The organism is Microbacterium sp. ZW T5_56 (assembly GCF_044987425.1).
Lineage (GTDB): Bacteria > Actinomycetota > Actinomycetes > Actinomycetales > Microbacteriaceae > Microbacterium.
In genome coordinates this window covers 34,859-52,254 of record NZ_JBJDRI010000007.1, presented here as the reverse complement: position 1 = coordinate 52,254, position 17,396 = coordinate 34,859, and the positions used below count along the sequence as shown (strand labels likewise).

16 protein-coding genes and 1 tRNA gene are annotated in these 17,396 nt (G+C 68.8%); 11 read left to right on the top strand and 6 right to left on the bottom strand.

Features of this window, described 5'->3' with window-relative positions; genetic code table 11:
* Nucleotides 1-75 precede the first annotated feature (75 nt).
* On the bottom strand, nt 76-720 hold the full coding sequence (locus ACI3KU_RS05005) for an EAL domain-containing protein (protein WP_404921191.1): 645 nt from the start codon (nt 718-720) through the stop codon (nt 76-78).
* 192 nt (nt 721-912) lie between these two features.
* On the opposite strand from ACI3KU_RS05005, the gene ACI3KU_RS05000 reads away from it, so the two are divergent.
* Nucleotides 913-1,905, top strand: coding sequence for a diguanylate cyclase (locus ACI3KU_RS05000; protein ID WP_404921190.1), 993 nt, complete (start codon nt 913-915; stop codon nt 1,903-1,905).
* Between the two features lie 25 nt (nt 1,906-1,930).
* Here ACI3KU_RS05000 and ACI3KU_RS04995 read toward each other — a convergent pair whose 3' ends face one another.
* Together ACI3KU_RS04995 and ACI3KU_RS04990 are read right to left on the bottom strand one after the other, a co-directional pair.
* Entirely contained in the window at nt 1,931-3,373 is a 1,443-nt protein-coding gene (locus ACI3KU_RS04995; RefSeq protein ID WP_404921189.1) for an amidohydrolase, read from the bottom strand.
* The gene (locus tag ACI3KU_RS04990) at nt 3,370-4,032 is read right to left on the bottom strand and encodes a VOC family protein (RefSeq protein WP_404921188.1); all 663 of its coding nucleotides are present in this window, start codon (nt 4,030-4,032) and stop codon (nt 3,370-3,372) included. Before ACI3KU_RS04990 ends, ACI3KU_RS04995 begins: the two co-directional genes overlap by 4 nt.
* A 203-nt stretch (nt 4,033-4,235) precedes the next feature.
* Here ACI3KU_RS04990 and ACI3KU_RS04985 point away from each other — a divergent pair, with 203 nt between their 5' ends.
* The 9 genes from ACI3KU_RS04985 (at nt 4,236) to ACI3KU_RS04945 (ending at nt 14,549) form a co-directional block, all read left to right on the top strand.
* Nucleotides 4,236-5,039: an AraC family transcriptional regulator gene (locus ACI3KU_RS04985; RefSeq protein WP_404921187.1), complete on the top strand. Its 804-nt coding sequence runs from the start codon at nt 4,236-4,238 to the stop codon at nt 5,037-5,039.
* A gap of 140 nt (nt 5,040-5,179) precedes the next feature.
* Entirely contained in the window at nt 5,180-6,250 is a 1,071-nt protein-coding gene (locus ACI3KU_RS04980) for an iron chelate uptake ABC transporter family permease subunit (protein WP_404921186.1), read from the top strand.
* Nucleotides 6,247-7,320 carry a FecCD family ABC transporter permease gene (locus ACI3KU_RS04975; protein ID WP_404921185.1) on the top strand — a complete coding sequence of 358 codons (1,074 nt, stop codon included), beginning with the start codon at nt 6,247-6,249 and terminating at the stop codon, nt 7,318-7,320. Before ACI3KU_RS04980 ends, ACI3KU_RS04975 begins: the two co-directional genes overlap by 4 nt.
* Nucleotides 7,321-7,353: 33 nt before the next feature.
* Complete coding sequence (locus ACI3KU_RS04970) at nt 7,354-8,166, top strand: ABC transporter ATP-binding protein (protein WP_404921184.1); 813 nt, start codon at nt 7,354-7,356, stop codon at nt 8,164-8,166.
* Between the two features lie 149 nt (nt 8,167-8,315).
* Entirely contained in the window at nt 8,316-9,314 is a 999-nt protein-coding gene (locus ACI3KU_RS04965; RefSeq protein WP_404921183.1) for an ABC transporter substrate-binding protein, read from the top strand.
* A 43-nt stretch (nt 9,315-9,357) separates the two neighbouring features.
* Nucleotides 9,358-10,272 carry an SIP domain-containing protein gene (locus ACI3KU_RS04960; RefSeq protein WP_404921182.1) on the top strand — a complete coding sequence of 305 codons (915 nt, stop codon included), beginning with the start codon at nt 9,358-9,360 and terminating at the stop codon, nt 10,270-10,272.
* Nucleotides 10,269-11,954, top strand: a complete 1,686-nt coding sequence (locus ACI3KU_RS04955) for an ABC transporter transmembrane domain-containing protein (RefSeq protein ID WP_404921181.1) — start codon at nt 10,269-10,271, stop codon at nt 11,952-11,954. Before ACI3KU_RS04960 ends, ACI3KU_RS04955 begins: the two co-directional genes overlap by 4 nt.
* On the top strand, nt 11,951-13,690 hold the full coding sequence (locus ACI3KU_RS04950; RefSeq protein WP_404921180.1) for an ABC transporter ATP-binding protein: 1,740 nt from the start codon (nt 11,951-11,953) through the stop codon (nt 13,688-13,690). The genes ACI3KU_RS04955 and ACI3KU_RS04950 overlap by 4 nt, the downstream gene beginning before the upstream one ends.
* A gap of 55 nt (nt 13,691-13,745) precedes the next feature.
* A complete protein-coding gene (locus tag ACI3KU_RS04945) occupies nt 13,746-14,549 on the top strand; it encodes an endo alpha-1,4 polygalactosaminidase (RefSeq protein ID WP_404921269.1) in 804 nt (267 codons plus the stop codon).
* 75 nt (nt 14,550-14,624) lie between these two features.
* Here ACI3KU_RS04945 and ACI3KU_RS04940 read toward each other — a convergent pair whose 3' ends face one another.
* Complete coding sequence (locus ACI3KU_RS04940) at nt 14,625-15,257, bottom strand: hypothetical protein (protein ID WP_404921179.1); 633 nt, start codon at nt 15,255-15,257, stop codon at nt 14,625-14,627.
* Nucleotides 15,258-15,383: 126 nt separating this feature from the next.
* Here ACI3KU_RS04940 and ACI3KU_RS04935 point away from each other — a divergent pair.
* A tRNA-Gln gene (locus ACI3KU_RS04935) sits at nt 15,384-15,455 on the top strand.
* A gap of 122 nt (nt 15,456-15,577) precedes the next feature.
* On the opposite strand, the gene ACI3KU_RS04930 is transcribed toward ACI3KU_RS04935, so the two are convergent.
* Both ACI3KU_RS04930 and ACI3KU_RS04925 read right to left on the bottom strand, forming a co-directional pair.
* Complete coding sequence (locus ACI3KU_RS04930; protein ID WP_404921178.1) at nt 15,578-15,856, bottom strand: hypothetical protein; 279 nt, start codon at nt 15,854-15,856, stop codon at nt 15,578-15,580.
* A 778-nt stretch (nt 15,857-16,634) separates the two neighbouring features.
* Nucleotides 16,635-17,192: a hypothetical protein gene (locus ACI3KU_RS04925; protein WP_404921177.1), complete on the bottom strand. Its 558-nt coding sequence runs from the start codon at nt 17,190-17,192 to the stop codon at nt 16,635-16,637.
* Between the last annotated feature and the right edge of the window lie 204 nt (nt 17,193-17,396).

Genomic DNA, 17,396 nt, shown 5'->3' with positions numbered 1-17,396 from the left:
CATTAGACGATGCCCGGATGGCGAATGGCGTGTTGTGTCCTGTGAATTTCATCCGGAGGCGCTCGCCTCCCCGAATCAGCCCACGTCTGCGATCGGCGCCGGGCGGCCGAACAGGTACCCCTGCGCATAGTCGGCACCGAGCGCACGCGCCACGGCCACGTGCTCTGCCGTCTCGACTCCCTCGACCAGCACACGGGCGCCCACGACTCGGGCGGCATCGCAGAGACGAGCGGCGAGCACCCGGATCGCCGGATCGTCGCGGTGTTGAGCGACGATCGCCCGGTCCAGCTTCACGATGTCAGGGCGGAGCTCGATGATGCGCTCCACCGTGGAGTGCGCGGCGCCGGCGTCGTCCAGAAGAAGAAGGCAGCCGAGCGCCATGCTGATACGGCGGGCCGCGGTGCAGGCGGCGGGTGCCGACATCTCACTGAGCTCGAGTCCCCACCGCAGGCGGGGGTCGAACCCCTCGCCGTCTCGCTCCAGTGCATCGAAGGTGGGCCCCGAGGCGTTGCACGTCACCAGACATCCGTCCGCAACCTTCACGGCCGCGCTGCGGATGTCCGTGAGCAGCGCGAGTTCGAGGTCCACCAGCGCGTCTCGCTCGCGTGCGTCCGAGAGATGCTGGTCGGGGGCGCGTCCGTCGGAGAAGCGCGAGAGTGCTTCGAAGCCGGCCACGGTGCCGTCGCTCAGGTCGACGATGGGCTGGAATACGACCGCCACGTGCGCCTCCCCGCCTTGTTGGCCGTGCTCACTCTATTGCCTGGCATGCATGGGACATACTCCACGGCGGCATGAGCTGTCCGAGCCGTGCCCGGAATTCGCGTCATAAAGTGCGCTCGATGCCGTCTCTCTGATGAGACCCCGTGCACCGGCCATTCGAAGACGGGACGGGAGAGCGGCGAAGGAGGAGAGATGGCGGGTGACCGATCGGGTGCTGTCGAGCGTGCGAGCCGTTCGCTGCGCACGCGCCTCAACGGCGACGAACGCGCGTACGTCTACGCGACCGGCGCGCTCACCGGAGCGCTCGTACTCAGCGCACTTGCCCACATCGTCTTCGAGGAGCCGCAGCCGACGCTCGACATCCTCATCTACACGGCCGCACGTGTCGTGCTCGGAGCCGTGGTGGTGATCGCTGCGGTCACCCTCCGTGAGCGCCTGCCCGCCTGGCTCGGTGCGATCGGAGCGCTGACACCGGCGGTCATGTTGGCTCTGTTCGCCGTCTTCGGCACGGACACCGCCCACACGCTGCTGTGTCTGCGCGAGTTTCCGATCATCGCGCTGTACCTCGGCTGGTTCTTTCCGTCGTGGTTCGCTCGGCTGAGCGTTTACCCCGTCGTGGTGACCACCATCGCTGCTGCCACGTTGCGCGGCCTGCCAGCAGTCGACGGGGCACTCACACCGATCGGTGTCGCCGAGTTCACCATCTTCTCCGTGCTCTGCCTGGTGCTCGGCATGCGCGGTTCGGCCTACTACCGGCGCCGCTCTGACGGCGACCCGCTCACCGGCGTGCTCAATCGTCGGGGTCTGCGCCGTGCGGGCCTCGACGAGGTGCGTCGCGCACATCGACGTGGTGAGCCACTCACGGTGGTGCTCGTCGATGCGGACAGGTTGAAGGCCGTGAACGACGCGGACGGACACCATGCTGGTGACACCGCGCTGCAGGAGCTTGCGCATCACCTCGGCTCCGCCATCCGCGACACGGACCTCGTCGGACGCGTCGGCGGCGACGAGTTCGTCCTCCTGCTGAGCGGGACCGACGCGCGCACCGCCCGGAGCATCATGGCTCGCGTGCACCGCACGTCACCGGTCCCGTTCAGCTACGGCATCGCGGAGCGCTCCCCCGCCGACGATCTGGACGCCCTGATCCGCCGTGCGGACGAGCGGATGTACGGCTACAAGTCCTGACCCGTCCGCTCGGCGAATCCGGACATCAGTCCGCGGTGTCCGTCCAGCGGAATCGTCCGCCCTGAGCCGCGAACTCCGCAGCGACCTCGGCTCGCAGCCCCGGGTCGGCGAGGAAGTCCACGGCGGTCACCGCGAGCGCGACGGCGGCGTCGGAGAGCGCCGCGAAGGAGGCAGGCTCAATCGTGTGGGCGGCGAACGCGGCGTTGTGCGGATGTACGTCGTCGGGTCCCCCGAGTCCGATCGAGGGATGCAGCGAGGGCACGTAGTGACTCACGTTCCCCATGTCGGTGGAGGCACCGCCCTGGCCCTGCACCACGGGGGAAGTCGGGACGACACGACCACGGTCGCGTACGGCCTGCACCCACCGCCGGGTGAGCTCGTGGTTGTGCTGGAGCGGCAGGTACGGGGGCACGGGGTCCACGTCGATCTCGGCCACTGTTCCCGTGGCGAGGGCTGCCCCCTCGAGCGCATCGACGACGCGGTCGGTGAGAGCACGGAGGGTCTCGATCTCCGCAGAGCGTACGTAGAACAGCGCGCTCGCCTGCTCGGGCACCACGTTGGGGACCGCTCCCCCATCGGTGATGATGCCGTGCACTCGGTCGATGGGCAGGATGTGCTGACGCAGCTGCGCGACGCTCTGGTAGGCCGTCACGACGGCGTCGAGAGCGTTGCGCCCCAGCCACGGCGAAGCCGCCGCGTGTGCTGCGCGACCGCGGTAGGTGACCGCAACCCGACGCACTCCGGTCGTTCGCGGTGCCAGGACCGGCGAGACCGCAGAGCCGGCACCCGGGTGCACCATTCCGGCGGCGTCCACGTCGTCGAATCCGCCGGCGCGCAGGATGAGCTCCTTGCCGCCGCCGTTCTCCTCCGCCGGGGTGCCGATCAGCGAGATCCGCGCACCGAGGCGCTCCGCGATCGGCGCCGCCGCGAGAAACGCACCGACGGCGGCACCAGCGATGATGTTGTGCCCGCAGGCGTGTCCGACGCCCGGTAGAGCGTCATACTCGGCGATGAGGGCGAAGTGCGGACCGTCCGCCGGCCCCACCGACGCGCGGAACGCGGTCGGAAGGCCGAATGCCCCGATCTCCGAGGTGACGCCGTGGCGGCGCAGCACGTCGGCGATCCGCGCAACCGAGCGCCGCTCGGTGAACCCGATCTCGGGATCGTCGTGCAGCTCGATCGCGAGCTGCTGCAGCTCGGGAGCCAGTTCGTCGACGCGACGTGAGATCGCCCGCGCGGCGTCAGCTCCCGCCCCCGCGTGCGTGGACTGCTCGACGGTACTGACCGCCGCGACCGGCTGCGCGGATCGCAGGTGCCAGTCGAGCGCAGCCTGCAGGGCCCGCTCCGATGTGTCGCTCTCGCGTGCCGACCGCTGCGCGGCATCGTCCTCCACCGCGGCATCGTCCTCCGACACGGCAGAGACCTCCTCGTCCCGCTCGACGAGCACCTCGCTGTCGTGCAGCGTCACAGCACGACCTCCTCGCCCTGTGCGTTGCGCACGGTGAGGCGGTAAGCGTCGGAATCGCCGGACACCAGGGGCACGAGGGCGTCCTCCCCGAGGCCGAGCGCCTCGTGAACCGCCGACAGCGCGGCGTCATCTGTGACCACGCGCTCGAAACTCACGAGCTCGAGCGTCGGGATGTCGCTCAGGCCGGGCTGCGGCGTGGTTCCCCAGTCGATGAGGAACGGCACCGCGAAGTCCCCGCTGCCGCGCGTGAGGCGCCACTCGAGAAGAACGCCATCCGGGCGCCGACGCGACAGGTCCCAGACATCACCCGGGTCGTAGCCGCGCTCGCGCGACTCTGCGACAGTCGCCTCGATGTTCTCCGGGTGGACGGCGTAGGTGACGATCCGCGGCGCGTCGAGGCCATCGATGCCGAAGGTCGTCACGGGCGCCTCGTGCTCGGCCTCCGGGTTCGGACCGATCAGCTCGATGTAGTGAGGAACACGCTCGCCGTCGATGGTGAGTGCGACCAGGGCGTTCGCCGTGCCGGTCGGGTGTGCGCCGCCCGGGGCAGCGGTCACTCCGGTGCGTTCTGCGAACCAGGCGACGACGTCGTTCAGGTCGGGACCGGCGATGACGATGTGGTCGAGCAGCGCGGGGGCGGCGTGGGTGGTGCGGGTCATGTCGGACTCCTCTGAGGCTGGTTCGGGGCAGGGCTCCAGTACAGCGCGTCCACCGTCGCGCACGGAGGCCCGCCTTTCATCTGCGGACACCGCGGGTCATGCGGCGTCATCTACCGGTCATCCAAGCGCGGGCGAGATCCGGACACGACGTTCATCAGATGTTGCTAAGGTAAGGGTTGCCTAACTCGCATTCGGAGGTCCCGTTGACGCTGCTCACCCCCGCCCCGCCCGCCTCGATCCCGCGGGAGGTCGTCGAACACGTCGGCACGGAGGTGCGCCGTCCCTTCCTGCTCACCACGAGCGCCCGCACCTCGAATCAGGCCGAGTCGTGGCCGCTGCACACCCACACCGAGCACGAGTTGGTGTGGAGCGATCGCGGCATCGTGACGATGTACTCGGGCGGTCGTCGGTGGACCGTGACGCCGGGGGTCGGCCTCTGGATCCCCGCCGGTACGCCGCATGAGGGATCGGTGGGCGATAAGGCCGCGGTGCGCACGACGTACTTCGCGCCTGAGTCGTGGACACGTGCGTGGCACGAGCCGATAGCCGTAAGCCTGAATCCCGCGGTGCGCCAGCTCCTCATCCATCTGCGCAGCGCTCGCATGACCATCGAGCAGCGCATCCGCGCCCAGCAGGTGTGCATGGATCTGCTGCAGACCGCCGACACGGTGCAGCTGGACGTTCCGGTGCCGCGCGATCCACGCCTTGCTCCCCTGGTCGATGCCGTGCTGTCCGACCCGGCGGATGACCGCTCACTGGAGCAGTGGGCGTCACTGCTCAGCATGACCTCACGCACGCTCACGCGCGCGTTCAGCGCGGAGGTGGCGATGAGCTTCGCGCGCTGGCGTCGCCTGGTCCGCATGCGGGCAGCCGTCGGACAGCTCGCCGACGGGACGAGCGTGAAGAGCGTGGCTCGTCGCGTCGGCTACGGCTCAACCAGCGCCTTCGTCGCCGCCTTCCATCGCACGGTCGGCTACACCCCCGGCGACGTCATCGAACAGCTCTGATCGCTCGCGCGACGACGCTCTGCTCCACCCTGGCTGTCCGAAACGGGATACGAGTTGTCCCCTGCGCCGATCGTCACGTTCCTAGCCTCGAAGAGGGCGCGGCCTGGCGCGCTCGCATCACCACATCGGAGGATGAACCGTTGACCGCAGCCTCCCCGCTTGCTCCCGTCGCGCCCGCGACGCCATCCGCGCCGCGGATCGCCCGGCCCCGGCGCAGCACGCTCACGCGTGGGTCGCTCCTGCTGGTGGCGCTCGGCGCCCTCGGCGCGGTCGTCATGATCAGCATCTCGGTCGGCTCCCGCAGCATTCCGCTGGAGACCGTGTGGGAGGCACTCGTATCACCGGCCGACCGGGATGAGCACTACGTCATCTGGGACCTGCGCCTGCCGCGTACGCTCGTGGGCCTCGTCGTCGGCATCGCCCTGGGCGTTGCGGGGGCGCTGATCCAGGCACTGACCCGCAACCCTCTCGCCGATCCCGGCATCCTCGGCGTCAACGCCGGCGCCTCCTTCGCTGTCGCGCTCGGTGTGGGCGTCTTCGGCATCAGCTCCGTCTCGGGCTACATCTGGTTCGCGTTCGCCGGCTCACTGGTGGTGACGGTCGCCGTGTACGCGATCGGCTCGGCCGGGCGCGGCGGTGCGGATCCGCTGCGCCTGGTGTTGGGCGGCGTCGCGATCGGTGCCGTGCTCGGCGGGCTCACGAGCGCCATGACACTCCTGAATCCCGAGGCCTTCGACAAGATGCGCGGATGGGGCGCCGGGACCGTGGTGAGGCGCAGCTTCGATGTGGTGCTGCCGGTGGTGCCGTTCCTCGTGATCGGACTCGTCATCGCGCTCATCGTCGCCCGGTCGCTCAACGCCATCGCGCTCGGAGACGACCTGGCCGCTGCCCTCGGAACGCGCGTGATCCGGACGCGCATCCTCGTGGTGATCGCCGTCACGCTGCTGGCCGGCGGGGCCACGGCGATCGCGGGCCCCATCGGATTCGTCGGGTTGATGATCCCGCATGTCGCGCGGTGGATCGTCGGACCCGACCAGCGCTGGATCCTCGCGTTCACCGTGGTGCTCGCGCCGATCCTGCTGCTGGTGGCCGACATCGCGGGCCGGCTCGTGATGCGCCCGGCCGAGATCCCGGTGGGCATCGTCACCGCCTTCGTCGGCGCTCCGGTGCTCATCGCCCTCATCCGCCGACGTCGGGCGAGCGGGCTGTGACCGTCGCCTCCACCGCGGATCGCCGTATCGACCACGGCCGTCGCGTGATCCGCTGGCACCGCCGCGGCGTCTGGCTGCGGGTGGACCTGCGCACGCTCGTTGTGGGGGCGATGCTCGGCACAGCCACCGTCGCGATCACCCTCGCGGCGCTCGCCAGCGGCGACTACCCGCTCGCACTAGATCAGGTCGTCAACGCGCTCTGGGGCAGCGCCGACGATTTCGCCGATACCGTGGTCGTCGAATGGCGCCTGCCGCGCGCGCTCGCCGCCGTCGTGTTCGGCGCGGCGCTGGGCGCGAGCGGCGCGGTGTTCCAATCACTCACGCGCAATCCGCTGGCGAGCCCCGACGTGGTGGGCTTCTCGGCCGGGGCGTACACGGGCGCCCTGATCGTCATGATCGTTGTGCACGGCACCTATCTGGAGGTCGCGGCGGGGGCCTTCATCGGCGGAGTCGTGACGGCGGCACTGGTGTACCTTCTAGCCTTCCGTCGCGGTGTCCAGGGATTCCGACTCATCATCGTGGGCATCGGGGTGTCGGCGATGCTGAGCTCCATCAACACCTGGCTGATGCTGACGGCCGATCTCGACACCGCTCTCGTCGCGGCCGTCTGGGGAACCGGCTCACTGAACGGCATCACGTGGCAGCAGACCGGTGTCGGATCCGTGCTGGTGGCCGTCCTGCTGGTGGTCACGCTCTGGATGGCCCGGCCGCTGCGCCAGCTCGAACTCGGCGACGACGCGGCGAAGGCGCTCGGCGTGCGCGTCGAGCCGGCGCGCCTGGGACTGATGCTGCTGTCAGTCGCCCTGATCGCGGTCGTGACGGCCGCCGCAGGACCGATCTCGTTCGTCGCTCTGGCGGCGCCCCAGATCGCCCGCCGCCTCACGCGCACGGCGGGCGTGTCCGTGGCGGGGCCGGCGGTGCAGGGAGCTCTGCTGCTCGCTGCGTCCGACTATCTCGCCATGCACGCCCTCCCCGCGATGCTCCCGGTCGGCACGATCACCGTGGTGCTCGGCGGCGCCTACCTCGTGTGGCTGCTCGTCCATGAAGCGCGACGCCGCTCCGTCCGGTAGTCCGCACCCTCCGCCCCTCTGTCAGGAGAAGCCATGACACTCACCGATCGCACCGCCACGGCCATGACACGCCTGGCCGTGGAGCACGCCCGCATCGGCTACGACCGCCGGGTGATCGCCGAGGATCTGTCGGTGACCATCCCCGACGATTCCTTCACCGTGATCGTCGGACCGAACGCGTGCGGGAAGTCGACCCTGTTGCGCGCACTGTCGCGACTACTGCGTCCCCTCGACGGGCGGGTGCTCCTCGACGGGCGGGAGATCGCCTCGTACCGGGCCAAGGACGTGGCCCGCCGGCTCGGCCTCCTGCCGCAGACCTCGCTCGCCCCGGACGGAATCACCGTGGCCGACCTGGTCTCGCGCGGACGCTATCCCCACCAGGGTCTGCTGCGGCAGTGGACGGACGTCGACGAGGCCGCCGTGCTGACGGCGATGGCCGCCACCGGTGTGACCAGCCTCTCCACGCGGCTCGTGGATGAGCTCTCCGGCGGCCAACGGCAGCGCGTCTGGGTGGCGATGGTGCTCGCGCAGGAGACGCCGCTGCTGCTGCTCGACGAGCCGACCACGTTCCTCGACATCGCCCATCAGATCGAGCTGATGGAGCTGTTCACCGATCTGCACCGCGGCGGCAGCACCCTGGTGGCGGTGCTGCACGATCTGAATCACGCGGCCCGATACGCCACGCACCTGATCGCGATGAAGGACGGCAGCATCGTCGCGCAGGGCCGACCGTCCGACATCGTCACAGCGGAGCTGGTGGAGGAGGTCTTCGGATTGCGGTGCCTCATCATCGAGGATCCCGTGACCGCCACGCCGATGGTGGTTCCCCTCGGCCGCGAGCGCTGATCTCCGCACGCGTCTGCGTCCTCCCGATGTCCCGAACGCGACGCAGCACGTCCCCCACGCGCCATCACCGCTTTCTAGCGTGGATCACGGGCCACCAGCCCTCCTCATCACCCCTCGACCCGGCGCTCACGCGCCCCGCAAGGAATCCCATGTCCTCCTCCCCCTCACTCATCCGTCGCGCCGCTCTCGCGGCCACAGCACTCGTCGTCTCTGCTGCGCTGGTGGCGGGATGCTCCACCAGCTCCGCCGTCGAGCCCGCGTCCTCCACCGCCGCCTCGGAGACCATCGACTTCTCCTACGAGGGCTACACCGCGACGATTCCCGCGGACCCGCAGCGCGTCGTCGTGCTGGACAGCCGGAGCGGTCTGGAGATGGCGCTGCTGGCGGACTACCCGATCGTCGCGACGGCATACGGCAAGGACAGCCCCCTCTCTCCCCTGGTCGATGAGAGCGCCGCCCACCTGAAGAACACCGCGTTCGACCTGAACCGCGAGGAGATCGCGTCCTACCAGCCCGATCTCATCGTGGTGGGCGTCGGCTGGTGGAACTACTACGACGGCGAGGACTTCAAGCTCGACGAGATCGCGCCGGTCCTGGCCGTGAACGACGGCATCGACGTGGCCGGCGCCTCTGCGGACAACCCCTTCGTGGCGATGACCGACCAGCTGACGCTTCTCGGTCGTGCCGACAAGGCGAGCGCGGCGATCGCCGACTATGAGAGCGCTGTCGCGGACGCGAACGAGAAGATCGGCGCGTATACGGCAGGCAAGGTGGCGTCGGTGATCCATGCTCCGGAGGACAACTTCACGGTCATCACCGACGACTCGGTGTTCGGGGTCGTGCTGCCGGCGCTCGGGCTGACCATCCTCGACAACGAGGAAATCAGCTCCGCTCCCGCGAACCAGAACGGCGACGGCCACATGCTGAGCTTCGAGAACGCGGTGAGCGCTCTGAGCGACGCCGACATCCTGTTCGTGTTCAAGGCCGAGGTGGATGCCGATCTCGACCCGCTGCTGGCGCGCGTCCCGGCAGTGGCGAGCGGGCACTGGATCAACGGGAACCTCGCAGAGCGCTTCGGGTTCGCGCTCACGTACACGAGCTTCGTGGAGCGCATCGTGTCCGCCGTCGAGGGCTTCGACGACTTCTGATCCGCCGTCCGCCGCGATCCCCACCGATCTGAGAGGAACAACCATGGCTCCCGCGACCGAGTCCCCCTTCCCAGCCGACTACGTGCCTCGCATCCACCGCGCGGAGGTGCTCACGGTGGAGCGCCCGAACGAGGGCATCATCCGCATTCGCTTCGGTGGGGATGACCTCCGCGATTATCCGACCACGGGAATCGGCGACGAGTACGTGCGCATGTTCTTCCCCGACGCCCCCGAACAGGAGGTGCGCCTGCCGCGGATCACCTCTCTGCGCGGATGGGAGTATCCGGAAGGCGTCGAGGCGTCGGAGATGCGCGTGTACACGATTCGCGCGCATCGGCCCGGCGAGGTCGTCGTGGACTTCGTGGTGCATGACGGCGGGATCGCGGCCGCGTGGGCAGAACAGGCACGCCCCGGTCGCGCGGTGGGGATCAACCCGCCGTGCGGGCTGTACGAGCGCCCCGAGCACCTTCGTCGACAGATCCTCGTGGCCGATGAGCCGGGGTTGCCGGCGGCGCTGCGCATCGCGGAGGCCACCGCTGCCGACGTGGCGACGATGCTCGTGCTGGAAGTTCGAAGCCCCGCTCACCGGCTCACCGCGGAGGTGGAGGGAGTGCAGTACGTCTGGCTCGACGGTTCGGGCAACGGCCAAGCGGACAGCCGGCTCGTGGCCGCCCTGGAGCGCCTCGCCCCCGGCGACGACACCTACGTGTGGGTGGCGACGGAGGGACGCGTCAACCGCGCCGCTCGTCGTCACCTCCGCCACGAGCGGCGCCTCCCCGCGGAGAACTACAAGTGCGTGGCGTACTGGCAGGAGCGCGCAGAGGCCTGGCGCGCGCGGTACGACGAGCTCGGTGCGGAGTTCGCGGCCCGGGTGCGGGCCATCCGCACCGCCGACGGACGGGATCCCGAGGAGATCGACGACGAGGTGGAGAAGCTCTACGAGAACGTCGGGCTGTGACGCCGGACGATGCCGCTCCCTCCCCCAGCGTCGGCGGGATCACTCGCGCAGCGCTGTGGCACGATCGGCAGGGTTGGCGTCTGGCCGCGAGCACGGCGGGGATGATGCTCCATCAGGTCGGTGAGGTGTCGGTCCCGATCCTCCTCGGCGTCGTGATCGATCGCGCGATCGTTCCCCGCGACCCGGGCGCCCTGGTGTTCTGGCTGGCGGTGTTGGGTGCGGTGTTCGTGGTGATGTCCCTCAGCTACCAGTGGGCGGCGCTCGGGATGGTCCGCACATACGGACGCGGTGAGCAGAAGCTGCGCCACCTCGTGGTCGCGCGGATCCTGCACCCGCGTGGCGAGCGGTCGGGCACGACGGTGGGCGCAGCCGTCTCCACGGCCACCAGCGACACCTATCGACTGGCGGGTCTCTCGTGGAGCATCGCGCAGCAGGCAGCGACGCTGGCGGCGCTCCTGACGGCGAGTACGGCGCTGCTGCTGATCTCGGTGCCGCTGGGGATCGGGGTGCTCCTCGGAGCCGTGGCGCTGCTGGTGGGCATGCGTTCACTCGCCGGTCCGCTCCTCTCCCTGGGGTTGACCGAGCAGGCCGCTGTCGCGGAGGCCGGTGCTGTCGCCACGGATGCGGTGCTCGGTCAGCGGATCGTGCGAGGGCTCGGTGCGGAAGATGAGATGGTGCGGCGCTATCGATCGGCATCTCGTCTGTCGTTGCGGGCGGCTGTCGCCGCGGCGAGGCGTCTGCAGACATACCAGGCGCTGAGCTCCGCATTGTCGGTGCTCTTCCTGACGGCGCTCGCCATCGTGGCAGCCGTCCTGGCCGTCCGCGGCGAGATCACGGTCGGTCAGCTCGTGACGGTCGTGGCGCTCGCGCAGTTCCTGCAGGGGTCCCTCGCCCACATCGGCACGTTCGCAGCCAACTGGTCGCACAAACGCGCCTCGGCGGTACGTGTCCACGCGCTCGCCACGGCGCCGTTTCGGACCACCGATCAACCGGGACCGGTCGCTGCGCCCGGGAGCGGTCGACCTGTCGTCGCGTCCCGAGGTGTGAGCTCCGACGCGGTGACGCTGTCCTGGCGCACAGCAGAGAAAATCGTCACCGTTGACGAGGGTGAGCTCGTGGGCATCGCGGTCCCGGACGCGCGAACGGCGCGAGCCGTCGCAGCCCGTTTCGGAATGCGAACGTCTGTGGGGGCGGATGAGCTCTTCCTCGGCGGTGTCGACGTCCGGCTCCTCGGGGTGGAACGCTACCGGCGACTCGTCCTCGCCCCACCGCATGACGCCGCGCTGTTCACGGGCACTCTGCGGGAGAACGTGGTCGATGATCCGTCGCGCTGGGACGATGACATCGTTCATGCGGCGGGGCTCCACGACCTGCTCCGTCGGCTCGGCTCCCCCGACGCCGCCATCGGCGAGGCGGGACTGCGTCTCTCCGGCGGCGAACGACAGCGCGTCCTCCTGGCGCGTGCACTGCATGACACCGCCGCCGTCCTCGTCTTGGACGAGCCGACGACGGCGCTGGACCCGGTCACCGAGCACCAGGTGGCTGTCCGGATGCGCGATCTGGGTCGCACTGTGGTCGTGGTCACATCCAGCCCGCTGCTTCTTGCGGCCTGCGCTCAGGTGCTTCCGGCACCCGCACCCGGTGTCCTGTCCCTGCAACGAGGCGGATCCACGACACCATGACGCTCTCCCCGACCCTGCGCATCGCTGATGCCTCTCAGAGCTTGCGGGAGGTCGCTCGCCTGCTCCGACCACGACGGCTCCCGTTCGCAGGGGCGGTCCTGCTTCTCCTCGCGGGCTCCATGGCGGCGCTGGTGATTCCGGCAGCGCTCGGCGCCGTGGTCGACGCCGTGATCGCCAGTGCCGACCTCGCGAACCTCGCGCTGTGGGGAGCATTGATCGCCGTCGCCGGGCTTGCTTCGGCGCTGCTGCTGCGCTTCGGTGGTTCGCTGCTGGTGTCCGCCCTGCAGGGCGCGCTCGCCGAACTGCGCGAGGACGTCCTCTCCGCTGCCCTGCGCATCGACACCGGGATCGTCGAGCATGCCGGTGCTTCGGATGTGCTCTCCCGTGTCACCAGCGACGTCGAAGCGATCACCGCCGCCGTGTCCGACGTCGTGCCGCAGTTCCTGCGCGCACTGTTCACGATCGCGCTCACGATGGTGGGCCTCGCGGCGCTGGATCTCCGCCTCGCGGCCGCCGCACTGATCGCGGTGCCGATCCAGGCGATCACGACCGCGCGATTCCTGCGTCGATCGCGCCCGCTCTACCGACGGCTGCGGCGCGAGGAAGCGGCGCGGAACCAGGCGGTGATCGAAGCGGTGCGCGGTGCCGAGACGGTCGCCGCTCACCTCGCGCACCGCCGACACCTCGCCCGGATCGCGCACCGCAGCCATCGCGCCATCGAGACCGGTCGAGACGCCGGTCGCGCACGCAACGCGTTCTTCGCGGGCCTGAATCTCGCCGAGTTTCTCGGGCTGTCCGCGGTGTTGACGGTGGGCTGCTGGCTCGCGGTCACGCAGGGTCTCACGGCGGGCGCCGTTACTGCAGCCGCGCTGTTCTTTCATCGCCTGTTCGACCCCATCGGCGCGCTTCTCTCGGGCATCGACGACCTCCAGAGCGGTGGTGCGGGGCTCGGTCGGCTCGTGGGTGTGCTCCAGATGAGGGAGCCTGCCCCCGAGCGCCAGCCGCCGCGGGGAGGCTCCATCACGATCCGCGGGGCGTCGTTCTCCTATGCCGCGGACGACGCTCCCGCACTCGACGCCCTGGAGCTCACGCTGGCCGAGGGCAGCACGACGCTCCTGGTCGGCGCCTCCGGATCCGGCAAGTCCACCCTCGCCCGACTCATCGCCGGGGTGTGCGAGCCGACGGTCGGGTCGGTCCACCTCGGCGGTGTTCCCGCCCGGCACGCGGGCGATGAGCGGCGACGCAGCGCCGTGCTCGTCACGCAGGAGCTGCACCGATTCGGCGGTTCGATCGCCGAGAATCTGCGCCTGGCCGCCCCCGATGCAGCGGACGATGCTCTTCGGCAGGCGCTCGCCACCGTGGGGGCGTCCTGGCTGGATGATCTGCCGCACGGTCTGGCGACGATGGTCACATCAGAGCTGGACGATGCACGACTCCAACATCTCGCGCTCGCCCGGGTACTGCTCGCGGACCCGCTGGTCGTGGTGCTGGACGAGCCCAGCGCGCACGGCGGTGCGGGACACGCGCTCGATGCGGCGATCGCGGCTGTCGTCCGCGATCGCACCGCGGTGATCGTCGCCCATCGTTTCGCCCAGGCCGAGCAGGCGGACACGATCGTGGTGCTGGAGCATGGTCGCATCGTCGAACAGGGAACGCACACGATGCTCATGCGCGAACCCGCCGGCATCTATCGGCGCCTCCGGGACACGGCCCGACACCCCAACTCGCCCCGGTGACGGGCGCGCATAGGCTGAACCGGTGTCTTCCCTGCGTTCCCTGACCGCCGCCGTCATGCTCGTCACCGTCGCCGTGGTGTCCGGCTGCGCTGGTGGCGGCGATGCGACGGTCCCGCCCACTGCGGACAACTCGACTCCTTGGCCCGCGACCACGGCGTTCGACTACCAGCTGGGCGGCCCCTACGAGCCGAGCGCCGGCGTGGGCGTCGTGGCGCGGGACCGCACGGCGCCGCCCGCGCCGGGCGCGTATTCGATCTGCTACGTGAACGCGTTCCAGACTCAACCGGGCGAACGGGAGTCGTGGCCTGAATCCGTTCTTCTCACCGACGACGGCGAACTCGTCCACGACCCGGACTGGCCCGACGAGGTTCTGTTGGACACCTCGTCCGCCGAGCGCCGCACCGCGATCGTCAACGTGGTCGCTCCGTGGCTGCGCGGCTGCGCCGAAGACGGGTTCGACGCTGTCGAGTTCGACAATCTCGACAGCTTCACCCGGTCAGACGATGCCCTGACCCTCGAAGACAACCTCGAACTTGCTCGGCTTCTCGCCGACGTCGCCCACGATGCAGGTCTCGCCGTGGGCCAGAAGAACACCGCGGAACACGCGGCCCGGCTCCATGCTGAGGCAGGATTCGACTTCGCGGTGACCGAGGAGTGTGCCGCGTATGAGGAGTGCTCGGCCTACCGCGATGTGTACGGTGCCGCTGTGCTGGACATCGAGTACACCGACGAGCTACCGCGAACCTTCGAGGAGATGTGCGCCGATCCGGATTCGCCGCCTCTCATGATCCTGCGCGACCGTGACCTGCGCACCCCAGATTCCGACGCGTACGTGTTCGAGACCTGTCCGTCGCGCTGAGTAGGGCAGTCACCTCCCAGCCCGACAGTCTCGACGGGGATCCACCGGGAACGGGAGCTCGCGGTTCGCGGCTTGTCAGCCCCGCAGGCCGGCGACCGCGGCAGCGACGTCAATCGCCGCGTCAACGGGGATGGCGGTATCGGGCGACGCGGTCAGCATCGCGCCCGTCGCCACGATGGTGACGGAGCCGCGCGGGAAGAGCACCTGAACCGAGCCCACCTCGCCCAACGTCGTGCCTTCGCCCAGGATCAGCACACGACCGCCGAGCGCGTCGGCACGCGGATCGTCTGTCGCGCCGGGCAGAGTGCTGAGCTCCTCCGCTGTCCAGGCCAGGTTGTCGATGCCGACGGACAGCGCAGCGTAGTCGGCGATGTCGGTGGAGCCGGAGGTGACCGCGTCGTTCGTCCAGACGCAGGTGGTCCCGTCCGATGCCTCAACCGAATCCACCGCGGAGAACGCGAAGTTCCCCGTGATCGACGCGGCAAGCGGCTCGATGTCGGCGCAGGTGATCGCGACGGAGGACTCCGCGTCGACCGGTGCGCTCGACTCGGGTGTGGCACTCGGCTCGGCCGCGCTGTCTGACTCCACCGCCGCGGGTGGATTCGCCGCCGCCGTGGACGTCGATTCCGGGGATGCCGAACATCCGCTGAGTGTCGCGACTCCCAGAGCCGCGATGATGACCAGTGCCGGGGATACGGGGAGTCTCACCCGGCAATCCTTTCACAGCGCCCGGGACAGCTAGACGCCGTGACGCGCGCGGGATACGCTCTCAGTTTGGCCGGTGCGCACACGTGGTCTAAGCTAGAACACGTTGCGACGCCGGTCGATAACCGGTGGGGTATGGTGTAATTGGCAACACGGCTGATTCTGGTTCAGTTGTTCTTGGTTCGAGTCCAGGTACCCCAGCACTCACGAAAGGCCCTCAGGAAACCGAGGGCCTTTCGCTTTGCCTCGGTCAGAAGCTGACTGGGAACGGTCCCCGGAACGCGCCGGAGTTTGGTTCGCTCTCGGCAGCTGCCGCATGTGCGTCACCGTGCTGCGACATACTCTTCCATCCGCCGCAGGATGCTCGCGCGGTACGGCACAGCTCGCGCGTACCCGAGCGGCGTCGCGCCGCGCCGAGACGGGGTTTCAAAGTCGAGCCGGCCGGGCTGCGCGAACCAGAGGTCGTAGATGGGCTCGAGTTCCTCGTCCGTGAGCGTGATCCGAACCACCTCGCAGAACACCAGGCCACCCGGGGGGCTCACCGCGTTGACATCCGCGCCGAGAGCGATGAGACGCTTGGCGATGGCCACATCCGGCGCCACGTCGTGTTCCACCTGATGAAGACCTCGACGCCTACCCGGCGGTCAGCGGCAACCGAGCGCTACACCCTCAACTGCGAAGAGCCCACAAATTTCATACGCTCCTCCTACCCCGATGCCGTGCTGCAATCTCGAAATGGCAAGGGCAAGGTGAGGGTGGCCACCCCGCCAGGCTCAGGAGAGCGGAGCCTTCCGACGTGGCGAGACGTCGACTACCCTCGGGCGCTCCTAGTGCTCCACAGCATCTATGGGGCGTTCGGAGAGTACAACCCGTTTGCCGGTGAGCCTGTGCCGACCCAGTTCACGAGGCATGCGACGATTCACTCGATAAGTCGCCGTCAGTACAGCAAGGCCAACGCTCTCGTGGGATTGATGCACGTCATCGGACTTCTTTGCTTGATCGAGGAAGACTAGCCCGCAAGAAGGCCCCGCCGACAGAACATGGAAAGTCGGCGGGGCTAAGGGTTTACGCGGACGCACTCCGCAATGCACCATTAGAGCTATATCGGGGTAGTAGGCGAGCATTCATAGCTCAACGTCCGACTCATCGAAAACTCCGGTCGGAAGAGCAGTGCGGCTGACGCCATCGCGCAGGAGCGAGCCGAACCGACGAGCCGGTTTCGTCATGGCGATGAGATCGAGACTCTTCATTTCGTTCCTGTCGTCTGTCCGGCGGCCGAGGCTCAGCAAAGCACACGCATTCGGCATTCCATGCCCCGCGTCCGCAGCGAGGAGCCGCGGTTCGAGATAGCGATGAGCGCGCCGACGGGTCCCTTGCAGTTCACTGAACTTGTTTCTCCGAATACCCCCGGGCGTCACGGTCGGCGAGTTCATCCCAGTGTCCCCATGTGGCCACAGGTGCGTACATCGTGAACGGATCGATCCGGCGGTCGGCGGTCGTGATGTCTCGGCTGCCCTTCTCATAGATGAGAAGGCGTCCGGTGCCGTCTTCGTAATTGATGAAGTCGAACCGTATGAGTGCGTCGCGTTCTTTCATCGGGAGCATTGGGTGTGGTGGTTGGTCGGGGTAGTCCCAGACGTGCGCCTGGTGCGCGAAGAGGCGACCGTTGCCCACGTTGCGCCACCGGACGCGCGACACTGGCACACCAGGAGGGCGTTGGAAGGTGATCATGAACGTCGGGTTCTCGCCGGTCGTGACATTGATATGCCACGGGACGATGCCGGAGGGGTCCTGCAGGATGGGAATCAGCGCCAACTCCTGAGCCGGGAGCGCGTAGCGGCGCTTCGCTTCGGCCTCATCGATCCAGGTCAGGTTGGGTTCCGGGATCGCGTTCTGAGTCCAGTCGTTGAACCGTCCGCAATAGCGCCAGCCGATCATGTCCACCCTCCAGATCTAGCCCGCGAGTCCCCTGCCCGCCATGCGTGGACGCGATCATTCCAGATGTTCTGCGCCGAGGGTCCTCGGTCTCCCCGGTCTTGGTTCGGCGCGGTGGCATGGCGTGTCTCCAGCGGAGGACATTTCGCTGAAGATCGGTTCTCAGCGGAGAAATCGTCCTCGTTTCGCGACATCATCCTCCTTTCA